This is a genomic window from Streptomyces candidus (assembly GCF_014207445.1).
Taxonomy (GTDB): Bacteria; Actinomycetota; Actinomycetes; order Streptomycetales; family Streptomycetaceae; genus Streptomyces; species Streptomyces candidus.
In genome coordinates, this window is record NZ_JACHEM010000001.1 from 241,933 (window position 1) to 262,300 (window position 20,368).

Annotated in this window: 18 protein-coding genes; 4 read left to right on the forward strand and 14 right to left on the reverse strand. The window is 73.1% G+C overall.

The features are described from left to right. Positions 1-21: 21 nt before the first annotated feature. The 3 genes from HNQ79_RS01030 to HNQ79_RS01040 form a co-directional block, all read right to left on the reverse strand. The gene (locus tag HNQ79_RS01030) at positions 22-717 is read right to left on the reverse strand and encodes a response regulator (RefSeq protein WP_185025780.1); all 696 of its coding nucleotides are present in this window, start codon (positions 715-717) and stop codon (positions 22-24) included. Between the two features lie 5 nt (positions 718-722). Beyond that, positions 723-1,937 carry a MacS family sensor histidine kinase gene (gene macS, locus HNQ79_RS01035; protein ID WP_185025782.1) on the reverse strand — a complete coding sequence of 405 codons (1,215 nt, stop codon included), beginning with the start codon at positions 1,935-1,937 and terminating at the stop codon, positions 723-725. 125 nt (positions 1,938-2,062) lie between these two features. Beyond that, positions 2,063-2,860: a lysophospholipid acyltransferase family protein gene (locus HNQ79_RS01040; protein ID WP_229923159.1), complete on the reverse strand. Its 798-nt coding sequence runs from the start codon at positions 2,858-2,860 to the stop codon at positions 2,063-2,065. A gap of 221 nt (positions 2,861-3,081) precedes the next feature. On the opposite strand from HNQ79_RS01040, the gene HNQ79_RS01045 reads away from it, so the two are divergent. Together HNQ79_RS01045 and HNQ79_RS01050 are read left to right on the forward strand one after the other, a co-directional pair. After that, positions 3,082-3,861 carry an alpha/beta hydrolase gene (locus HNQ79_RS01045; RefSeq protein ID WP_185025784.1) on the forward strand — a complete coding sequence of 260 codons (780 nt, stop codon included), beginning with the start codon at positions 3,082-3,084 and terminating at the stop codon, positions 3,859-3,861. After that, positions 3,854-4,465: a hypothetical protein gene (locus HNQ79_RS01050; RefSeq protein ID WP_185025786.1), complete on the forward strand. Its 612-nt coding sequence runs from the start codon at positions 3,854-3,856 to the stop codon at positions 4,463-4,465. Before HNQ79_RS01045 ends, HNQ79_RS01050 begins: the two co-directional genes overlap by 8 nt. Positions 4,466-4,695: 230 nt before the next feature. Here HNQ79_RS01050 and HNQ79_RS01055 read toward each other — a convergent pair whose 3' ends face one another. From HNQ79_RS01055 to HNQ79_RS01080, 6 genes are all read right to left on the reverse strand, one after another. Beyond that, on the reverse strand, positions 4,696-5,460 hold the full coding sequence (locus tag HNQ79_RS01055; RefSeq protein ID WP_185025788.1) for an endonuclease/exonuclease/phosphatase family protein: 765 nt from the start codon (positions 5,458-5,460) through the stop codon (positions 4,696-4,698). Positions 5,461-5,536: 76 nt separating this feature from the next. Continuing rightward, complete coding sequence (locus tag HNQ79_RS01060; protein WP_185025790.1) at positions 5,537-6,478, reverse strand: ROK family glucokinase; 942 nt, start codon at positions 6,476-6,478, stop codon at positions 5,537-5,539. Between the two features lie 77 nt (positions 6,479-6,555). Then, positions 6,556-7,095 (reverse strand): DUF5304 domain-containing protein, encoded by a 540-nt coding sequence (locus HNQ79_RS01065; protein WP_185025792.1) that lies wholly within the window; start codon positions 7,093-7,095, stop codon positions 6,556-6,558. Positions 7,096-7,218: 123 nt separating this feature from the next. Continuing rightward, positions 7,219-8,604, reverse strand: coding sequence for an ArsA family ATPase (locus HNQ79_RS01070; protein ID WP_185025793.1), 1,386 nt, complete (start codon positions 8,602-8,604; stop codon positions 7,219-7,221). Between the two features lie 35 nt (positions 8,605-8,639). After that, a complete protein-coding gene (locus tag HNQ79_RS01075) occupies positions 8,640-9,086 on the reverse strand; it encodes an SRPBCC family protein (protein WP_185025795.1) in 447 nt (148 codons plus the stop codon). 165 nt (positions 9,087-9,251) lie between these two features. Then, on the reverse strand, positions 9,252-10,034 hold the full coding sequence (locus HNQ79_RS01080; RefSeq protein ID WP_185025797.1) for a metallophosphoesterase family protein: 783 nt from the start codon (positions 10,032-10,034) through the stop codon (positions 9,252-9,254). A gap of 302 nt (positions 10,035-10,336) precedes the next feature. Here HNQ79_RS01080 and HNQ79_RS01085 point away from each other — a divergent pair, with 302 nt between their 5' ends. Further along, positions 10,337-12,133 (forward strand): AMP-dependent synthetase/ligase, encoded by a 1,797-nt coding sequence (locus HNQ79_RS01085; protein WP_185025799.1) that lies wholly within the window; start codon positions 10,337-10,339, stop codon positions 12,131-12,133. A gap of 306 nt (positions 12,134-12,439) precedes the next feature. Here the strand turns inward: HNQ79_RS01085 and HNQ79_RS01090 are convergent, their stop codons facing one another. Beyond that, entirely contained in the window at positions 12,440-13,582 is a 1,143-nt protein-coding gene (locus HNQ79_RS01090) for a glycosyltransferase family 4 protein (protein WP_185025801.1), read from the reverse strand. A 97-nt stretch (positions 13,583-13,679) separates the two neighbouring features. Here HNQ79_RS01090 and HNQ79_RS01095 point away from each other — a divergent pair, with 97 nt between their 5' ends. Continuing rightward, on the forward strand, positions 13,680-14,996 hold the full coding sequence (locus tag HNQ79_RS01095) for a glycosyltransferase 87 family protein (protein WP_185025803.1): 1,317 nt from the start codon (positions 13,680-13,682) through the stop codon (positions 14,994-14,996). Here HNQ79_RS01095 and HNQ79_RS01100 read toward each other — a convergent pair. The 4 genes from HNQ79_RS01100 to HNQ79_RS01115 all read right to left on the reverse strand — a co-directional run bounded on the left by HNQ79_RS01100 (position 14,972) and on the right by HNQ79_RS01115 (position 20,299). Then, on the reverse strand, positions 14,972-16,222 hold the full coding sequence (locus HNQ79_RS01100) for a hypothetical protein (protein ID WP_229923158.1): 1,251 nt from the start codon (positions 16,220-16,222) through the stop codon (positions 14,972-14,974). The two genes, HNQ79_RS01095 and HNQ79_RS01100, sit on opposite strands and share 25 nt — an antisense overlap. 83 nt (positions 16,223-16,305) lie before the next feature. Then, on the reverse strand, positions 16,306-17,334 hold the full coding sequence (locus tag HNQ79_RS01105) for a C40 family peptidase (RefSeq protein WP_185025805.1): 1,029 nt from the start codon (positions 17,332-17,334) through the stop codon (positions 16,306-16,308). A gap of 292 nt (positions 17,335-17,626) precedes the next feature. Continuing rightward, positions 17,627-18,661 (reverse strand): NlpC/P60 family protein, encoded by a 1,035-nt coding sequence (locus HNQ79_RS01110; RefSeq protein ID WP_185025806.1) that lies wholly within the window; start codon positions 18,659-18,661, stop codon positions 17,627-17,629. Positions 18,662-18,937: 276 nt separating this feature from the next. Then, on the reverse strand, positions 18,938-20,299 hold the full coding sequence (locus HNQ79_RS01115) for an NYN domain-containing protein (RefSeq protein WP_185026531.1): 1,362 nt from the start codon (positions 20,297-20,299) through the stop codon (positions 18,938-18,940). Positions 20,300-20,368 lie beyond the last annotated feature (69 nt).

The window sequence follows — 20,368 nt, forward strand, 5'->3', positions numbered from 1 at the left end:
CCCACCACGCTAGGGGCGCGCTCAGACGTCGTCGAGACCGCGTTCGATCGCGTACCGCACCAGTTCGACCCTGTTGTGCAGCTGGAGCTTGCCGAGGGTGTTCTGCACGTGGTTCTGGACGGTGCGGTGCGAGATGACCAGGCGCTCGGCGATCTGCTTGTACGACAGCCCCTTGGCGACCAGCCGCAGGACCTCCGTCTCGCGGTCGGTGAGCTGCGGGGCCTTCGGTTCGTCCGGGGCGGCCGGCGCCGGGTCCGAGGCGAGGCGGCGGTACTCGCCGAGGACGAGCCCGGCCAGACCCGGTGTGAAGACCGGGTCGCCGGCCGCCGTGCGGCGCACCGCGTCGCACAGTTCCTCGGTGGACGCCGACTTCAGCAGATAGCCGGTCGCACCGGACTTCACCGCTTCCAGTACGTCGGCGTGCTCGCCGCTCGCGGACAGCACCAGCACCCGCAGCCCGGGGTCGGCGCCGACGAGTTCCTTGCAGACCTGCACGCCCGGCATGCCCGGCAGATTCAGGTCCAGGACCAGGACGTGGGGGCCGACGGCCTGCGCGCGGCGCACCGCCTGCGGGCCGTCCCCGGCGGTGGCGACCACGTCGTAACCGGCGGCCGCCAGGTCGCGGGCGACGGCGTCGCGCCACATCGGGTGGTCGTCGACGACCATCACCCTGATCGACCGGGCCTGCTCCGCGGTCGCTTCGGTCACTTCACTCATCAGCGTTACGCCTTCCCCCGTGGAACCTTCAGTTCGACTTCTGTGCCCTGCCCCGGCGTCGAGAGCAGTTCGGCGCTCCCGCCCAGGTCCCGCAGCCGCCCGCGGATCGACAGGGCGACTCCGAGGCGTCCTTCCCCCTCGGCCTGCGCGAGCCGCCCCTCGGGGATGCCGGGACCGTCGTCCCGTACCGTCACGATCACCTCGTGGGGCTCGTCCTCGACCAGCAGCCAGGCCTGGGCGCCGTCGCCGCCGTGCCTGCGGACATTGTCCAGTGCCGCACCGACAGCGGCCGCCAGCTCCCTGGCCGCCGCGGGTTCGAGGAGCACCGGAGCGCCGGGTTCCGCGAAGGAGACCCGGGCTCCGGCGTGCGGGGCGAGCAGCGCGCGCAGGTCGACGGCGCCCGTCCGCGTCGTGTCGTCCGGCTCGTCGACCTCGACACTGCGGACCACCGCGCCCCGGGAGGCGTCCTCCCAGGCCCGGCTGGGCGGCACGAGACCACTGGAGACCAGGGTCCGCAGGGCGACCTCCTGCTCGCCCGCCATGCGTCCCAGTTCGGCGGCCTCGCCGCCCAGGGCGCTGCCGCGCCGCTGCACCATGGCGAGCACCTGGAGGACGCTGTCGTGGATGTCCCGGGCGAGCCGTTCGCGCTCGCGGGTGGCGGCCTCGATCTCCAGGGCGCGGGCGAGGGTGCGTTCGGAGGCGCGGGCGACTTCCACCACGTACCCGATGGCGATGGAGGCGACCCAGACCAGCAGCACGTTGTGCAGGGTGTCCCGGCTGGGGGTGCCGCGCTCCACCAGGTTCGCGGCGGCGACCAGGGACGAGGCGCAGGCCGCCCAGCGCCAGCCGCCCTTGATGGCGAACGCCAGGACCGAACCGGCCGTCCATATGCTCGGCAAGGTCGGGCCGTCGATGTGCCGCGCCTCGAAGTTGGCGAGCGGGGTCAGCAGGATGCCGACGAGGGCGACGGCGAGGTCGGTGCACAGGAACGGCTTGGTGCAGTTCGCGGCGTTGGCCACCCTGGGGAGCGTGGCCAGCGTCCACAGGGCCATCACCGTCAGGTAGCCGACTGCCACCCAGGGGCGCTCGAACTCGTCCCGGGTGAACACGTACAGGAGCACCGCGTAGGCCATCGTGAGCACGCGGTACCCGGTGAGCGCACGCCACAGCGGCTGCTCGACCGACATCCGCACGACCCGCTCGCGCCGTGCCTTCGCCATCTCTCCCCCACCCCCGGAAGCACGTCTCCGGCCCCTCTGTGCGCCCCGCCCGCCGTACCGGGCGCGTCCCGGAGCAACGACGTCCCCGGGCACCGAAACGTTCCGCCGCGTTCGGCGCGTCCGGCCTACCTCGCCGTTTCCGCCTGCTCGGCCTCGGTCTTCGCCGCCTTCTCCAGCTCCGCCCTGGCGGCCTTCTGGGCCTTCTCCAGCTCGGCCTTCTCGGCCTTGGCCGCCTTCTCTGCGTCCGCGATCTGCCGCTTGGCCGCGGTGGCGTAGATGTCGACGTACTCCTGGCCGGAGAGCTTCATGATCTCGTACATGACCTCGTCGGTCACCGACCGCAGGATGAACCGGTCGCCGTCCATGCCGTGGTAGCGGCTGAAGTCGAGCGGCTTGCCGATCCTGATGCCCGGCCGCATCAGCTTGGGCACGACCTTGCCGGGCGGCTGGATCTTCTCCGTGTCGATCATCGCGACGGGAATCACCGGGGCGCCGGTCGCCAGCGCCACGCGCGCGAGGCCGCCGGGCTTGCCGCGGTACAGGCGTCCGTCCGGGGAGCGGGTGCCTTCCGGGTAGATGCCGAAGAGGCCGCCGTTCTCGACGACCTCGATGCCCGCCTTGATCGCCGCCTCACCGGCGCCGCGCGCACCGGAGCGGTCGACGGGGAGCTGGCCGACGCCCTTGAAGAAGGCGGCCGTGAGCCTGCCCTTGACGCCCGGCGAGGTGAAGTACTCCGCCTTGGCGATGAAGGTGACCTTGCGGTCCAGCACGGCCGGGAGGAAGAAGGAGTCCGAGAAGGACAGATGGTTGCTCGCGAGGATCGCCGGCCCGTCCGCGGGAATGTTCTCGAGGCCCTCCACCCAGGGCCTGAAGGCGACCTTCAGTGACCCTCCGATGGAGAACTTCATTGCGCCGTAGATCAACGTGTGCCTTTCCTTGTCTGCCGAAAAGACCATAACCCGTGTCCGGCCTGCGCTCTCTCCCCCGCGCGTGCCCGTGCCCACCCCGCGCGCGTGCCTCTGCCGGAGGTCCGCCGCAGCGCTGCCGCCGTGCGGGCCGGGGACCCTGCGGACCTGGTCGGTGTCGGTCCGGTCGCGTACGGTGAAGGCAGCTTGAGCCCCCCTTTCACGAACAGGAGACCCCGGTGCCGGTCCTTCCTGGAGCCGAGCCGTTCCGCCACGAGGGCGGAGAGGTAGGCGTCCTTCTCTGCCACGGTTTCACCGGTTCCCCGCAGTCGCTGCGCCCCTGGGCCGACCACCTGGCGGAGCGGGATCTGACGGTTTCCCTGCCGCTGCTGCCCGGTCACGGCACCCGCTGGGAGGACATGCAGGTCACCGGCTGGCAGGACTGGTACGCGGAGGTGGACCGCGAGCTGCGCGACCTCGTCGAACGCTGTGCGCAGGTCTTCGTCCTCGGCCTGTCCATGGGCGGAGCACTGGCCCTGCGACTGGCCGCGAAGCACGGCGACGCGGTCAGCGGACTCGTCCTCGTCAACCCCGGCAACAAGGTGCACGGTCTCGCCGCGCACGCGCTCCCAGTCGCCCGCCATCTGGTGCGTACGACGAAGGGCGTGGCCGACGACATCGCGCTGGAGGGCTCCCACGAGGTGGGCTACACGCGGGTCCCGCTGCACGCCGCGCACTCGCTGCGCCGCTTCTTCCGGCTGGTCGACGGCGAACTGCCGCAGGTGACGCAGCCGACGCTGCTGCTGCACAGTCTCCAGGACCACGTGGTCCCGCCGGCGGACTCGGCCCGCATCCTCAGCCGCATCTCGTCGACCGACGTCACCGAGATCCTGCTGGAACAGAGCTACCACGTGGCGACGTTGGACCATGACGCGGAGCGGATCTTCGACGAGAGTTACGCGTTCATCGGCCGCCTCGCTCCGAGCGTCGGGAAGAAGGGGAGCACTGCTGGTGGCTGAACACAACGCGGAGCGCGCGGACCGCGAGGAGGAGCGGGAGCCGGAGGCCGTCACGGGCGGCCACAAGGACGACGCGGCCGTGCCGCTGGACGAGTCCGCCGTCTGGGAGGCGATTGTGGCCGGTTACGGGGAAGAGCCTCCGGACCCGCCGGGGGCGAAGCCGTTCAAGTCGGTGGACGACCTGGCGCGTCTGGAGGGCGGGGTCAACGGGGACGCACCGGCCGCCGAACCGGGTCCCGTGGAGGACGACCGTCCGGTGGGCAGTTCAGTGATCTTCGCCCCGGGCGTCGGGATGGCCGGTCCCCGGGACTTCTCGCCCGCCGAGGCGAAGGACGAGGACCTCGACGAATCGGACGAGGGGCACTTCGTCCCGCCGGACCCGGACCTCCCGGAGGCCGACGTCACGTCCAGGTTCGCCTGGCTGGCGGTGATCGGCGGCCCGCTGCTGCTGCTCGTCGCGGTCCTGTTCAGCTGGGACATGACCTGGTGGCTCCAGGTCCTGGGCATCGGCGGCTTCCTGGGCGGCTTCGCGACGCTGGTGGCAAGGATGTCGCACGGCTCGGACGAAGAGGACGAGGACCCCGGCCGCGGAGCAGTCGTCTGACCCCACGCCCCCGCCGGCCGCACGCCGTAGCCTGCTTGGGCGGCGGGGCCGCCCCCCACGTCACGTCAGCCCGCTTGGGCGGCGGGGCCGCCCCCGAGGGCGGAACGGGCGGGCAAGGGGGCGGCCCCCCACCGGAGGTGCACCGCCGCCCCGCGCCCCGCGACCGCACCCGCCGCACCCGCCGCTCCCGCGCCCGCCCACCCCCCGCCAAGCACCTCGACGCCCACCCCCTACACCGCGCCCCCTCCCTCCCCCGGCACCCGCACCACCCCCACCACCGGCAAGTGATCCGTGGCCGCCCGCAGGTCCGCCCCCGGCAGCTCCGGCACCCCGCACCCCAGCACCTCCACCCCGTCCGTGGCGAAGATCGCGTCGATCCTCTGGTGCGGGTCCGCCGGCACGGACGTGAACTCCCCGCCCCATGGTGCGGTCGCCCACCCGTCCTGCAATTCCCCCGCCAGTCGGCGGAACGTCCGCCCGTCCGGCCGGTCGTTCAGGTCGCCACCGGCGATCGCGTGCGCCACGCCCTGGGCCCGCCACCCCTCCAGGTGCTCCAGCAGCAGCCCCGCCTGCTCGTAGCGTTCATCGGCCTGAAGGCTCAGGTGGCAGCTCAGCACCCCGAGCCGCGCGCCCCCGATCCGTACGACCGCCGTCGCGAACCCCCGCTGGTGCAGGCCGGGAGTGCGCGGCAGCAGCACGTCCTCGGTGCGCTCCACCGTCGCCCGCAGCGAACACAGCAGCAGCGGCCCCGCGGCGGGCGCGCCACCGCCCAGCACCACCAGGTCGCTGTGCGCGGCCAGCCAGGCGGCCTTCTTGCGCCAGCGGAAGAAGCGCGGCGCCTCCTGGATCAGCACCAGGTCGGGCTCGCAGGCGCGGATCACCCGGGCCAGCGCCTCCCGGTCGTCGCGCATGGAGCGGATGTTGTAGCTGAGGACACGGACGACGGCCGAGCCGTCGGGTTCCGTCGTGGACGGGGGCAGGGGGTCGGTCGCCATGCGGGCCAACATAGACCGGTGCCCGCCGTGTCCTGAAGTGGACGCGACGGGCACCGACGTACGTACGAGAGGGGGCTCAGCCCTGGCGCGCCAGGTCCGCCGCGCCCACCAGTCCGGCCTTGCCGCCGAGCTGTGCCGCGAGGACCTGCGCGTGCGGTCGCCACTGGCCGCCGATCAGCCAGCGCCGGAACGACTTGCGGATCGGGCCGAGGACCAGTTCGCCCTCGTCGGAGACGCCGCCGCCGACGATGAACGCGGACGGGTCGAACAGTGAGGCCAGGTCCGCCAGGCCCGCACCGGCCCAGCGCGCCAGCTCGCGGAAGGAGTCGACGGCGACCGGGTCGCCCTGCCGGGCGGCGGCGCTGACGTGCTTGCCCTCGATGCCCTCGACGGTGCCGTCGCCGAGGCCGAGCAGGATCTGGGCGTTCTCGGGGGTGGCGTTGGCGCGCTGGCGCGCGTAGCGCACGAGGGCGCGGCCGGACGCGTACTGCTCCCAGCAGCCCTGGCTGCCGCAGCCGCACAGCAGGCCGTCCGGGACGACCCGGATGTGGCCGAACTCGGCGGCCACGCCGAAGCGTCCGCGGCGCAGCTTGTTGCCGATGATGATGCCGCCGCCGAGGCCGGTGCCCAGGGTGATGCAGATGACGTCCTCGTGGCCCTTGCCGGCCCCGAACTTGTACTCGCCCCAGGCGGCGGCGTTGGCGTCGTTCTCGACGACGACGGGCAGCCCCACGCGCTGCTCGACCTTGTCCTTGAGCGGTTCGTGGCGCCAGTTGATGTTCGGGGCGAAGAGCACGGTGGCGCGCTTGTCGTCCACGTACCCGGCGGCGCCGATGCCGACCGCCTCGACCTGGTGGCCCGAGCTGACCTCCGAGACCGCCGCCGAGATCGCGTCGACCATCTCCTCGGGGGTCTTCGGTGTCTTCACCTTGTACGTTTCGAGGATCTGTCCCTCTTCGTCGACCACTCCGGCCGCGATCTTCGTGCCGCCGATGTCGACGCCGATGGTGAGTCCCATGAGTCCCTCAGTTTTAGGTCGAGCCCCGCTCGGAGCCGGAGACAGGCTCCGAGGGCCACGGTACCCGAGGAGGGCGCTCAGTCGAGGTCGATGTGTTCACCTTTTGAACGGTCATCCGGGTCATCCGGGCCGTTCTCGGACGACTTGGGCGTTTTGTCCATACGTTCGGCGCTCGTCGTCGGGTCGGCCGAGGCCTGCGTCCAGCGCTGTTCGTGACCGGCGACCGCCGACCGATAAGCCGCCAACAGCTCATTTCCCGCTGCCGCGAGATGATCGAAGACCTGCGGGTTGCGCTCCACCACCGGTTCGACCACTGCCTTCGCCTGCTGAACGAACTGCTGGGCGACGCCCTGGGCCGCCGCACCGAGCAGCGGGGACTGCAGGCCGGACACCTTGTCGGCGACCGCGTCCATCAGCCGGCGCAGTTCCTCGGCGGCGGACCCCGTCCCGGAGCCGTGCTGCGCACGACGGCGGGCCTTCTCGGCGGCGAGGTCCTCCTCGCACGCCGTCGCCCAGGCGTCCGCGTCGTACGCCTCGGACGCGTCGTGCGCACGTGAGGCATGCCCCTCGGAGTCGTACGCACGGGGATCGTCGGGGCGTTCGGTGGCTTCGCTCATGACGCACTCCTGCGACGCGGAGAGGGGGCAACGGAAACGTACCCCTTCGACGTTACCCGAACAGCGGTACGCCGTTCCTGGTTCGTTCACCCCGGGAGCCGCCGCCCCGCGGCGCACCGGAGCTCACCGCCCGTGCGGCCACAGCCCCGGGTCCGGAGTGAAACGGACCCGCAGCGTCCCGTCCTGGAGCGCCGCCCCCGAGACGGCGCACCGGCGCAGCGCGGACGGCAGCGGCAGTATGCGCCGGAACGGCCCGGCGGACAGCACGAGTTCGTCGCCGCGCCGGACGAGCCCCAGGTCACCCTTGGTCGCGCCCGGCAGCGGCAGGTGCCACACCAGCACGCCGTCCTCGCCGAGCCGGTCCTCCACGACGCGCACCGGACCGTTCGCGGGACCGCGGCGGGGATCGCAGGAGAGGTCCCGCGCGAGCAGCTCCAGGTCCTCGACGCCCCGCGGCGCGCGCCCCAGGTGCGGCAGCTCCCGTACCGGGGCGGGGCTCTCGCGCATCTCCTTGAGGTGCGCCTGCTGGTGCGCGGAGAGTGCGGCCAGCCAGGGGTCGGCGGAGGCCGTCGGCAGCACCCGGTTGGCGACGACCGCGTCCAGGACGAGACCGTGCAGGGCGAGGCCCAGCCGGGCGGTGCGCAGGGCGTCCGCGGCGGCCGGTCCCGGTTCGAGGACCAGGCGCACCGACAGGGCTGGGCTCTCGACCACGGCCTGGGCGGCGGCCAGTTCGGCGTCCTGGCGGGCGCTCGTCCCGTACAGCCACTGCGCGGGCATCGGCACCCCGGCGAGCTGCGCCAGCATCGGGCGAAGCGAGCGGGCGGCCTGGCGCTCCGGCGGCAGCAGGCGGCGCAGGTAGCGGCGCAGTTGCTCGGGCAGGGCGAGAGCGGCGAGGGCGGTGTGCGTGGGCGGCATGTCGACGACGACCAGGTCGTACGGGGCGCCGGGCGTCCGGTACAGGGTCCGCAGCGCCCGCAGCAGGGCGAACGGCTCGCTGCCGGGGAGTTCGGTCAGTTCGTCGGCGTCCAGGGCGCCGGCGCCCAGCAGGTCGAGGGCGGCGGCGGAGCGCTCCTGCAGGGCGACGAGTCCGGTGCGGAAGTCGTCGGCGGAGTCGATCTGTGCGGCCCGCAGGCGCGGTTCGGCGGCGAGCGGCCCCGGTGCGGAAGCGACATCGGCCGCGGATATCGCCGCGACGGGTACCCCGAACGCGGGCCCCAGGGTGTCCTGGCGGTCGGTGCCCAGGAGCAGCACGCGCGCGCCCGCGCGGGCTGCCGCGAGCGCGGTCGCGGCGGCGACGGTGCTGCGGCCGGCACCGCCGGGACCGGTGACGAGGACCGTACGCGGCAGCGATCCGCTGTTCTCGGCGGACCCGCCTGCCCCGGCCGCGGTCCCGGGCCGCGAGGCGCCGACGGACCCGGGCGGTTGTCCGGCGGCCTCCGGGGCCCCTGCCGCAGCCGAGGGCCCGGTGGGGTCGCCGGCCCCTGCGGACGCCGTGCGTCCCGTGCTCATACGCGTTGCTCCCGTGCCGTTCCGCGGTCCTCGGATCAGCTCGTGGGGCCGGACTCGACGCGCTTCTTCAGACCGGCGAGCGCGCGGTCGATGATGACCTTCTCGGCCTTGCGCTTGATCATGCCGAGCATCGGGATCTTGACGTCGACGGTGAGCCGGTAGGTCACCTCGGTGCTGCCGTTCGCCGCGGGGGCCAGGTGGTACGAGCCGTCGAGGGCGCGCAGCATCTGGGACTTCACCAGGGTCCAGCTGACCTCGTTGTCGCCCGTCCAGGTGTACGCGAGGGTGTGGTCGTCCTTGATGGCACCGGCGTCGAGCACCAGGCGGACCTTCTCGGCGCGGCCGTCGGCGTCGGTGGCCAGGACCTCGGCCTCCTTCACCTCGCCGGTCCAGTCCGGGTAGCGGCCGAAGTCCGCGATGACGCCCATGACGTCGGCCGGCGCCGCCTCGATGGTGATGCTAGAGCTGGTGTGTTCCGCCATCGCGGTGGCTCCTCAGGGTCCGGACCGGGGTGTGCTGACTGGGATGTGCTGGCTGGGGCGTGCCGAGTGGGGTGCGCCGGGTGGCGCGGGGCCGGTTCGCGGCTGGTGCGGGCCCCGCTCGCCGGGCAGGTGCGTGCCGCGTGAAGGCTACCGCGCACCGCTGGTTCACCACTCCAGGGCCCAGGGCCGCCCGGTGGAGGCGAAGTGCCCGACGTTCACGCACTCGGTGGCGCCGACGCGCATCCGGCGGGCCAGCGGCTGGTGCACGTGGCCGAAGAGCGAGTACCGGGGGCGGGTCCTGCGGATCGCCTCCAGCAGGGCGCGGCTGCCGCGCTCGAAGCGGCGCGCCACCGTGTCGTACACCAGCTCGGGGACCTCGGGCGGGATGTGCGAGCAGAGCACGTCGACCTCGCCGAGTGCCTCGACCTTGGCCGCGTACTCCTCGTCGCCGATCTCGAAGGGCGTGTTCATCGGGGTGCGCAGGCCGCCGCCGACGAAGCCGAAGACCAGGCCGCCGATTTCGACGCGCTCGCCGTCGAGCACGCGCGTACCGGGGCTGACCGTGCCGGGCCCGGCGAAGTCCGGCCAGAGCGCGGGGATGTCGACGTTGCCGTACGTGGCGTACGTCGGGTCCGGGAACGCCGCGAACATCTCCGCGTACTGCTTGCGGACCGCCGTGTCGGTCGCCGTGCGGCTGTCGGTCTCCAGTCCCGCCCACAGCCGCCGGCTCAGTTCGCGGGCCTCGTCGAAGCGGCGCGCGTTGCGCAGCTCGACGATGAGGTCGGCGTTCCCGGTGCCGAAGAGGTCGGGGAAGATGCCGCGCGAGTGGTCCGCGTAGTCGAGGTACAGGACGAGGTCGCCGAGACAGACCAGGGCGTCGGCCCCCTCGCCCGCGCGCGCGAGGTCCGCCGCGTTGCCGTGCACGTCGCTCACCACATGAACTCGCATGACGATCAGCGTAGAACCCCGGCCGATCGCTGAGTAGAGGCGGTCCCGGTCACCGTGGCGGGCGGGCGGACCTGCGGTTACTTCCGAGTCGCCCCGGGGGTCGACTACTGTGCGCCAAGCACCGTCCGATCAGTGTGACGCAGCGTACATCTGCCCGGGACCCCCTATCGGGAACCGAGTACTGGTGGGTAACGTCCGGGCAGTCCAGTCGTGCTCATCCCCCACTGAGCACCTGCCCGACCTTGGACCGCAGCCGGCCCCACGCCGACGTGGCGACCGGTGCCTGATGAGGAGCAGCAGTCTTGCGCGAGTTCAGCCTTCCGGCTCTGTACGAGGTCCCTTCGGACGGCAATCTGACGGATCTCATCCGCCGCAATGCCGCTCAGCATCCCCACACCGCGGTCATGGGCCGCAAGGTCGCGGGGACGTGGACGGATGTCACCGCCACCCAGTTCCTGGCCGAGGTGCGCGCCGCCGCCAAGGGCCTGATCGCCGCGGGCGTCGAGCCGGGCGACCGGATCGGCCTGGTGTCGCGCACCCGCTACGAGTGGGTGCTGCTCGACTTCGCGATCTGGAGCGCGGGCGCGGTGACCGTGCCGGTGTACGAGACCAGCTCCGCCGAGCAGGTGCAGTGGATCCTGGGCGACTCGGGCGCGAAGTTCTGCCTGGTCGAGTCGGAGGCCCACCGCGAGTCCGTCGCCTCCGTGCAGGGCGCCCTGCCGGACCTCAAGGGCGTCTGGCAGATCGACGCGGACGCCGTGGGGCAGCTCAACGCGTCCGGGGCGGAGATCTCCGACGAGCTCCTGGACGCCCGGATGTCCTCGGCGAACGCCGACGACCCGGCCACCATCGTCTACACCTCCGGGACCACCGGCCGCCCCAAGGGCTGCGTGCTGACCCACCGCAGCTTCTTCGCGGAGTGCGGCAACGTGGTGGAGCGGCTGAAGCCGCTGTTCCGCACCGGTGAGTGCTCGGTGCTGCTGTTCCTGCCCGCCGCGCACGTCTTCGGGCGGCTCGTCGAGGTGGCGTCGGTGATGGCGCCGATCAAGCTGGGCTGCGTGCCGGACATCAAGAACCTCACCGACGAGCTGGCGTCGTTCAAACCGACACTCATCCTCGGTGTGCCGCGCGTCTTCGAGAAGGTCTACAACTCGGCCCGCGCGAAGGCGCAGGCCGACGGCAAGGGCAAGATCTTCGACAAGGCCGCCGACACGGCGATCGCCTACAGCCGCGCCCAGGGCACCCCCGAGGGCCCGGCGCTGGGCCTGCGGCTCAAGCACAAGGTCTTCGACAAGCTGGTCTTCGGCAAACTGCGCGCGGTGCTCGGCGGGCGCTGCGAGTTCGCCATCTCCGGCGGGGCTCCGCTGGGCGAGCGGCTCGGCCACTTCTTCAGCGGCATCGGGTTCACGGTGCTGGAGGGCTACGGCCTCACCGAGTCCTGTGCGGCAACCGCGTTCAACCCGTACGACCGGCCGAAGGTCGGCACCGTCGGCCAGCCGCTGCCCGGCTCCGTGGTGCGCATCGCCGACGACGGCGAGGTGCTGCTGCACGGCGAGCACATCTTCACGGAGTACTGGAACAACCCGTCGGCCACCGCCGAGGCGCTGACCGACGGCTGGTTCCACACCGGGGACATCGGGACCCTCGACGAGGACGGCTACCTCGCGATCACCGGCCGCAAGAAGGAGATCATCGTCACGGCGGGCGGCAAGAACGTTGCCCCCGCCGTCATCGAGGACCGCATCCGTGCGCACGCGCTGGTCGCGGAGTGCATGGTGGTCGGCGACGGGCGGCCGTTCGTCGGCGCGCTGGTCACCATCGACGAGGAGTTCCTGGGCCGCTGGGCGGATGAGCACGGCAAGCCCGCGGACTCGACGGCGGTGACGCTGCGGGACGACCCGGATCTGCTGGCCACGGTGCAGCGGGCGGTGGACGACGGCAACGCGGCGGTCTCCAAGGCGGAATCGGTACGCAAGTTCCGCATCCTGCCCGCCCAGTTCACCGAGGAGGCCGGGCACATCACGCCGTCGCTGAAGCTGAAGCGCAACGTGGTGGCGAAGGAGTTCGCGGACGAGATCGAGGCGCTCTACCGCGGCTGAGCACGTGCCGCGGGGTCCGGCGGGCGCCGCCTCGGGGGCGGGGCCGGCTGCGGGCGCCGCGCCGGGGGCCGGGGGCCGGGGCGGCGGAGGTGCCGCACCGGAGCCCGGGCCGGCCGGAGGCGACCGACCAGGGCCGGGACCGCCCGCGGTCCCCGCCCGCGCCGTCGCGGCCGGTCGCGCAGCCCGGACGGCCTGTCGGTGCGCCGCGGCGCACCGGGCGCGCTCGCCGGGGACGGCGACCTCCCGAAGGCGCCCCGCTTGCCCGCGGGGAGCCCGGGCCGTGTCCCGTCCGGTCCCCCCAACGTCTCAGAGCAGCGTCCTCAGCTTCTCCGCCAGCAGGTCCCAGCGCCACTTCTCCTCGACCCAGGCGCGCCCCCGCTCGCCCATCCGCCGCCGCAGCTCCGGGTCCCGCAGCAGTGCGGTGATGCGGTCGGCCGACTCGGCGGCGTCACCACCCCGTACGACCCAGCCCGTCTCCCCGTCGAGCACGGCGTCCGGCGCACCCCCGGAGTCCCCCGCCACCACCGGCAGCCCGGTCGCCGAGGCCTCCAGGTAGACGATGCCGAGCCCCTCCACGTCGAGCCCGCCGCGCCGGGTGCGGCACGGCATCGCGAAAACGTCCCCCGCCCCGTAGTGCGCGGGCAGTTCACTCCACGGCACCGCGCCGGTGAACCGCACCGACTCCGCGACGCCCCGCTCCCGCGCCAGCCGGTGGAGGTCCTTCTCGTACGGTCCGCCGCCGACGACCAGCAGCACCGCGTCCGGCACCGCGCGCAGGATCGCGGGCATCGCCTCGACGAGGGTGTCCTGGCCCTTGCGCGGCACCAGCCGGGACACGCACACCACCACGGGCCGGTCGGTGAGTCCGAGCCGTGCCCGCACCGCGTCGCCGCCCGAGCCCGGGTGGAAGGTCTTCTCGTCGACGCCCGGCGGAAGCTGGACCATGCGCGCGGCGGCCTCGGGGGTGAGCGCGGCGGCGATCCGCGAGCGGGTGTACTCGCCCAGATAGGTGATCGTGTCCGTGCCCTCGCCGATCCGTCGCAACAGGTTGCGCGAGGCGGGCAGTTGCGCCCAGCCGGCCTCGTGCCCGTGCGTCGTGGCGACCAGTCGCCGGGCGCCCGCGCGGCGCAGCGCGGGCGCCATCAGCCCGAGCGGCGCGGCGGCCCCGAACCACACCGACGTGCAGCCGTGCTCCTGGAGCAAATGGGTGGCGCGCCGGGTCACCCGGGGCGTCGGCAGCAGCATCGTCGTACGGTCCCGCACCACCGCGAAGGGCTGCTCGGCGTCGAACGCGGCGGTGGCCTCGGTCCCCTCGCGCCCGCGTTTCCACGTCGACGCGTACACGACGAGCTGCCCGGGGTCCAACCGCAGCGCCATGTTGTGCAGGAACGCCTGGATGCCACCGGGGCGGGGCGGGAAGTCGTTGGTCACGATCAAGGTCTTGTCCATCGTCGCCGACAGTACCGAACGGCGCCGCGTCGTCGCCCGATCGCCTCCGCGCCCGGCATCATGACCCTTCAGCCGAACACATCGAACGAGGGTGGTCATGACACTCCCGAGCAGCACCGGACGCCCGGGCCGCTTCCCTGCCCCGCCCGCCGCACTCGCCCTGCCCGTCGCGGTGTGGGTCCTGACCCGGGCCCTGCTGCTGCTCTGCGTCTTCAAGGTGCTGGTCTTCCCCGGCCCGGACGTCACCAGCGACGTGTCGGTCATCTACCAGGGCTGGTTCGAGGTCCTGCGGACCGGCACCTTCCCGCTGGACGACGTCACCTGGCAGTACCCGCCGGCCGCCGCGCTCGCCGTCCTCTCCCCCGGCCTGCTGCCGTTCTGGGACTACGCGTCGGCGTTCTTCGTGCTCGCCTGCCTCGCGGACGCCGTCGTGACGGGCCTGCTGCTGTACGCCGGGCGCCGGCCCGGCAAGCGGATCGCCGGGGCGTGGGTGTGGATCGCGGGTCTGGCGCTGCTCGGGCCCACCTCGTACGCCCGCTACGACGTGATGGTGACCGCCATCGCGGTCGCGGCGCTGCTCGCGGGGGCCCGCAGGCCGCGCCTGATGGGGGCCCTGTCCGCCCTGGGGGCGATGCTGAAGGTCTGGCCCGCCCTGCTGCTCGCGGGGACGGCACGCGGGCGTACGACGCGTTCCTCGTGGTCGGCCTTCGTGCTGACGGCGCTCGCACTGGTGCTGCTGTTCACCGCGACCATGCCCGGAGCGCTGGCCTTCCTGACGTTCCAGCGGGACCGGGGCACCGAGGTGGAGTCGCTGGGCGCGCTGGTCTTCCACGTCGCCCGGCAGTTCGGCTGGCAGGGCGAAGTCCTCCTCAACTACGGCTCGGTGGAGTTCCTGGGCCCGTACGTGCCGCTGGTGAGCACCCTCGCGATGGCGCTCACCGCGCTCGCCTTCGGGTGGCTGCTGATGTGGCGGCTGCGAGCGCGGCGGTTCAGCGCCTCGACGGCGTGCGACGCCGCGTTCGTGGCGGTACTGCTGTTCACCACGACCAGCCGGGTGATCAGTCCGCAGTACATGCTGTGGCTGGTCGGCCTCGGGGCGGCCTGTCTGGTGTTCCGGGGCAGCCGGATGGACCGGCCGGCGCACCTGGTGCTGGCGGCGACCCTCGTCACCTGCCTGGAGTTCCCGCTCTGGTTCTCGCACGTGGTCGCCAGTGACGCCCTGGGCGTGAGTCTGCTGTCCGTCCGCAACGGTCTGCTGGTCGCGGCGACGCTCCTGGCCTGCCGCACCCTGTGGCGGCACACGGTCAGCGGACCGGCTGCCGCGCCGCAGCGTCCCATGCCGGCGCAGCGCCACGTCCCGGCGGAGCGGGAGGACTCCGCCGCGGCGGCTCAGCCGAGCGCCTCGCGCACGTAGGAACGCCACTGCGCGGTGAACTCGTCGAGGGTCGTGCCGAGTTCGGTGTGCAGTGCGTTCTCCACCGCGCCGTCCCGCTGCGGGTGGCGGCCGACGGACACGTAGAACGCGAAGAGCGTCCGCTCGTCGGTGCGTGCCACGATCATCCGGCAGGCCAGCCAGCCGCCCTCGTACGCCCCGGCGAGACGGTCGGCGTCCCCGGTGAAGCGGAAGTCGTCGTCGGCGGGCAGCGCGGCCGGCGGCCCGTCCCGGCGCACCGCGCGCCGCAGTTCGGGGGCGACCTGGGCCGGGGTGCGGTCGCTGCCCCGGTAGGCCACCCAGTCCGCGAAGCCCTCCGACAGCCACATGGGGGTCGCGGCGGTGGTGTCGGTACGGGTGGCCACGTGCGTCGTCTCGTGGGTGAGCACCACCTGTCGCCCGGCCGCCCCCAGCACGTCGTACGCCTCCGGGTTGACGATCACGCGGTCCGCCGACGTCCGCTTCCCGCCGCGGCCCGCCCCGGTGGTGACGGCCGCTATGCCCCGGTACCCGGCGGCGGGCGACCCCAGGAGCGCGCCCATCCCGCCGAGCGAGGGCGGCACCAGGAGGACCGCCGCGAGGTCGCGCTCCCGCTTCCACACGGCGGCGACGGCGGCCACCGCGCGGTCGGCGTTCTCCGCGACGGCCCGCAGCCGCTTCCGGTCCTGCCCGGCCCCCAGAACGATCGCCCGCCGCCCGCGCACGGCGGTCACGGGGCCCTGCTGCCAGATCTCCTGCGAGCCGCTCCGCTCCGGCCGGTCCCCGGTGATGTACCACTGACCGCCCTGCCGCAGCAGGTCGATGCGGCGCGGGGTGACGGCGGGCTCCGTGTCGTACCCGTCGATCCGGTACCGGTGTTCCACCCGGGCGGTGGCGGTAGCGCCGCCGGTCCTGTCGAGTCCGGTCAGCCGGTACTCCCAGGAGGCGAGCGGCACCGCGGCGAGGTTGTCGAACTCCTGCTCCTGTACGGCCCGCAGGCCGTCCGCGCCCGGTTCGAGTACGTCCAGGCAGGCCTGCCGGTCGCGGTTCACGAGGGCGGCGGCCCGCTTGTCCAGCAGCCGCCGCACGTCGCGGGCGGCGGTGTCGGCCGGCGCGGCCGGGGCGGCACAGGACGCCGTCAGCGCCCCGCCGAGCCCGAGACCCGCGCCGAGACCCAGTCCGAGCACCGCCCGCCGCCCGTACCGTCCGCCGCTCGCGTGTGCGCCCATCCGGCGATCGTACGACGGCGTGATCGGCCCCGTACCGCCGTGCCGCGGCGGGCCCTCCCCGCGCCGGGTACGGGCGCCCGCGGTCAGACCCGGGTCACCGCCGAGATCGGCATCATGCCCACCGGGTCGTAGCGCACCGGCGCCCCCGGGTAGGGCGCGTGCACGACCTGGCCGTTGCCCATGTACATCCCGACGTGGCTGGCGTCGTCGCGGTAGGTGACCAGGTCGCCGGGCTGCGCCTCGTCCAGCGAGACCCGCCGGCCCGCGGACCGCTGCGCCTGCGAGGTGCGCGGCAGCGACACCCCGGCCTGCCCGTACGACCACTGCATGAGGCCCGAGCAGTCGAAGCCCGACGGGCCGTTGGCCCCCCAGACGTACGGCTTGCCGACGGCGTTCCTGGCCGCCAGCACCGCGGCCGCCGCACGCGAGGACGCGGGCATCGCCCCGGACATCTCCGGCATCTCCTCGCGTCCGCCGCGCGAGGCCCGGTCGAACTCGGCGCGTTCCGCCTGGGGCAGCGCGTTGAGCAGCCGGCGGGCCTCGGCGAGTTTGTGCTCGACGGCGCGCTTGTAACGCGAGACGACGGCCCGGGTCTGCTCCAGCTCCGCGAGCTTGCGGGTGGCCTCGGTGCGCTCCTGGCCCAGCCGGCGCTGTGCCTCGGTGAGTGCGTGCACCCTGCCGGTGTGGAAGACGCCGATGCGGTCGAGCGCCGCCGCCTTGTCGAGGTAACTGTCCGGGTTCTCCGACAGCAGCAGCGACACCGCCGGGTCCATGCCGCCCGACCGGTACTGGGCACCGGCCAGCTGCCCGATCACACCGCGCATCCGGTTGAGACGCTCCTGGCCGCGGGCCGTGCGGTCGCGGGCCTGGCCGACCTCCTCGCGGAGGGTCTCGGCGCGCTCATTGGCCTTGTTGAACCGCTCGGTGGCCTTCTCCGCCTGTTCGAAGAGCCGGTCGACGGTGGCCTGGGTGGCGGTGGGCGCTCCCGCCGGGTCGGCACCGGCCGGCGTGGCCCCGAGGGCCGCCGCGGCGGTCGCCGCGGCCGCGGACAGGACGGTGACCCGGGTGCTCTGTGTGAGCCCGGACTGCGAGGGACGACGGTGTGACGCCACGGGAAGCCGCACTCCTTCCACTGCTGGGGGGCAGCGCCCTGCCGCCCGGGGCGGGCGGACTGCTCGACGGGCACTGCGCTGGCAGACAGTAGCGGGGCGCTCACAGGGCGGCCAAAGAGGCGGGCGGGCGGGAAAAGGACCAGGACAGCACGACGCCCCGCCGATGACCAGGTCATGGGCGGGGCGGGGCGGTCAGCACGGGCTGCCGCGATTCGCTCGAACGGGCGGTGTGTTCGGCGTCGCTCGCGGGGCAGGGCGGGCGCGGATGCCGCACACCGCCGGTGCGTGGGGCTCAGCCGCCGACGCGCACTCCGTACATGAACGACCCGAGGTACTTCATGTCCTCGTAGCGGACGTTGGTGCCCGGCTTGGGGGCGTGCAGCGACTGGCCGTTGCCGGCGTAGAAACCCACGTGGGCGAGGTCGCTGAAGAAGACCAGGTCGCCGGGGCGCAGGTCGCTCTTGTTGTAGATCTTCGGGCCGGCGTTCACCTGGGTGAAGGTGCTGCCGCCCACCGTCACGTTGACCTGCTGGAACGCCCAGTAGACAAGGCCGGAGCAGTCGAACGCGTTGGGGCCCTTGTTGCCCCAGTCGTACGGCGCGCCGATCTTCGTCGCGGCCTTCGCCATCGCGGCGGCGCCGATGCCGGAGGCGGCCACCTGGGTGCCGAGCTCGACGCGGCTGCCGGCGTCACGGCTGGCGCGCTCCTCCTTCTGCTGGATGGCCCGGCGCTCTTCCTCGGTCAGCGTGTTGTACAGCTTCCGCGCGTCGGCGAGCTTGCCCTGGATCGTGGCCTTCTTCGCGCCGAGTTCCTTGCGTACGGCGGCGAGGTCGGCGAGCTTGCCGCTCGCTTCCTCGCGCTGCTGGGCCAGGATGCGCTGCTTCGCCTGGATCTTGCGGAGCGACTCCGCCTGCCGGGCCGTCAGCTGGTCCATGGCCGAGGCGCGGTCCAGGAACTGGTCCGGCTCGGAGGAGAGGAAGAGCTGGAGCGACGGGTCGACGCTGCCGGTCCGGTACTGCGCGGTGGCCAGCGAACCGAGGCCGTTGCGCAGCTCGTTGAGGTCGCCCTGACCGCGGGCCACCGAGTCCTGGAGGTTTCTGACCTGCTTCTCCAGGGTCTCCTGCTTCTCCTTCGCCCCGTTGAACTTCTCGGTGGCGGCCTCCGCCTCCTCGTACAGCGCGTCGACCTTCGCCTTGACTTCCTTCTTGTCCGGCTTGGGCGTGGCGTTCGCCGACTGGGAGGTGAGCACGACGGCGGCCGCGGCGGATATGGAGAGCACGGTCACACGGGTGCGGCTCGGCTGCTTGGGACGACGGTGGGACGCCACGGAGGCGAGCTCCTTCTTCCTCAGCCGCCGACCAGCGAGGTTGGCGGGCCCCTCGCTGATACTCCGGATGAGTGATCAACCGCGCGAGGGTTCGAGCCCAGACCCTAGTGACCTTCTCGTGATCAGTTCAAATCCTCAGGAGAAAAATCTCGCCCCTGAGCCACATGAATTCCACGCGTCACACCGTGTGTCATGGGCAGTTGACGGAGCGCCATGCCCAATCCACGCCAATTCGGGCGTTGTACACATGAAGGTGACATCGGCCCGCACGGACCGTCACACACGCGACAGCCGCTTCAACAGCATCACCGAAGCGACCGGCCGGGCGCCCGACTTGGCGACCCCGTCGGCGACTTCGCGGTCCGTGGAGACCACGACCACCGGACGTCCGACCGGCTCCGCCCGTACCAGCTGCCGGATCAGTTCGTCCGCCGTCACGCCCGCCTTGCTGAACAGCACCCGCACCCCGCGCGGCGGCGCCAGCAGCACCGGGGCCGCCAGCTCCGCGCCGTCGAAGACACAGGTGACCTCGGCGCCGGTCGCCGCCGCCAGCATGGACAGACCGCCCAGCAGCCGCAGCCGCTGCTTCTCCAGCGGCATCGTCGGATAACCGGTCTTCGTCACGTTGTACCCGTCGACCACCAGATGCGCCTGCGGCAGCGCCAGCAGCTGGTCGAGGACGGCGGGATCCGTGTCGGACAAGGCGCGTGCCGCGATGTCCTTGGGCGACATCCGGCCGGGTTCCACCGCGTCCACGCCGTCCGCGGGCCGTCCGGCCGACGGCGGCAGGGCGAGTTCGCGACGCAGCCCCTGGGCCGCTTCGAGCACCGTGTCCAGCAGCAGCCGCAGCCGCATGTCCTCGACGCTGCGCCCCTCGCGTACAGCACGACGGCCCGCCTCCACGGACGCCTCCGCCTCGCCGAGCCTGGCCCGCAGCCGCCGGGACTCTGCCTCGGCAGCGGCGACCCGGGCGGCCGCCTCGGCCCTGATGCCGTCCATCTCGGCCTGGGTCCTGCGCAGCGCGGCCTCGCCGCGCTTGACGTCACTGAGAGCGCCGCGGAGCTTGCGCTGTGCCGCGTCGCACTCCTTGCGGGCGGCGTCCAGCTCGGTGCGCAGCCGCTCGGTCTCCGCCTTCGTGCGCTCCCGGGCCTCGGCCAGCTCGGCCCGCACCCCCTCCAGCTCGCGCTGGGCCGCCTCGTCGGCGCGCTCGGCGTCCGCGCGCAGCACCTCCTCGCCCGCGGCGGCCACCAGCTTCACCCAGCCGGCCGGACGCAGCACGTAGGCCGCCGCCGCGACATCGACGGGATCGGCCGCGGCGGGCAGCGACCCGGCCTCCAGCGCGCGCGTCAGCTCGGGCTGCGCCTCGCGCAGCCGCTCGCCGATCCGCTGCCGGAAAACCGGGGCGCTCTCCAGCGCGGCGGCCATCGCGTTGCCCGCGAACTTGGCGCGCCGGCTGGGGGTGAACCGGGCGTACTGCCGCAGCTGGGCGGGGAGTTCGGCGACGCTCAGGCCGCCGAAGGCGTCCGAGACCAGCGTCACGACCCGCCGCCGCACCCCCTCGGGCAACGGGCCGTCGAGCACCTCTGCGGCGTCGTCGGCCGACCCGGCCGCCTCAGCGCCGCTCGCAGGCTCCACAATCCGTCACCCCATCACCTTCGCCACCCGCGGTGAGCGGGTACTGCCCTGCCGGGCCGTCCTCCCATGGTC

Coding starts and splice junctions, on each gene's coding strand:
- HNQ79_RS01030 (WP_185025780.1), bottom strand. CDS start 717: ATGAGTGAAGTGACCGAAGCGACCGCGGAGCAGGCCCGGTCGATCAGG.
- macS (WP_185025782.1), bottom strand. CDS start 1,937: ATGGCGAAGGCACGGCGCGAGCGGGTCGTGCGGATGTCGGTCGAGCAG.
- HNQ79_RS01055 (WP_185025788.1), bottom strand. CDS start 5,460: ATGGCGACCGACCCCCTGCCCCCGTCCACGACGGAACCCGACGGCTCG.
- HNQ79_RS01060 (WP_185025790.1), bottom strand. CDS start 6,478: ATGGGACTCACCATCGGCGTCGACATCGGCGGCACGAAGATCGCGGCC.
- HNQ79_RS01065 (WP_185025792.1), bottom strand. CDS start 7,095: ATGAGCGAAGCCACCGAACGCCCCGACGATCCCCGTGCGTACGACTCC.
- HNQ79_RS01070 (WP_185025793.1), bottom strand. CDS start 8,604: ATGAGCACGGGACGCACGGCGTCCGCAGGGGCCGGCGACCCCACCGGG.
- HNQ79_RS01075 (WP_185025795.1), bottom strand. CDS start 9,086: ATGGCGGAACACACCAGCTCTAGCATCACCATCGAGGCGGCGCCGGCC.
- HNQ79_RS01080 (WP_185025797.1), bottom strand. CDS start 10,034: ATGCGAGTTCATGTGGTGAGCGACGTGCACGGCAACGCGGCGGACCTC.
- HNQ79_RS01090 (WP_185025801.1), bottom strand. CDS start 13,582: ATGGACAAGACCTTGATCGTGACCAACGACTTCCCGCCCCGCCCCGGT.
- HNQ79_RS01095 (WP_185025803.1), top strand. CDS start 13,680: ATGACACTCCCGAGCAGCACCGGACGCCCGGGCCGCTTCCCTGCCCCG.
- HNQ79_RS01100 (WP_229923158.1), bottom strand. CDS start 16,222: ATGGGCGCACACGCGAGCGGCGGACGGTACGGGCGGCGGGCGGTGCTC.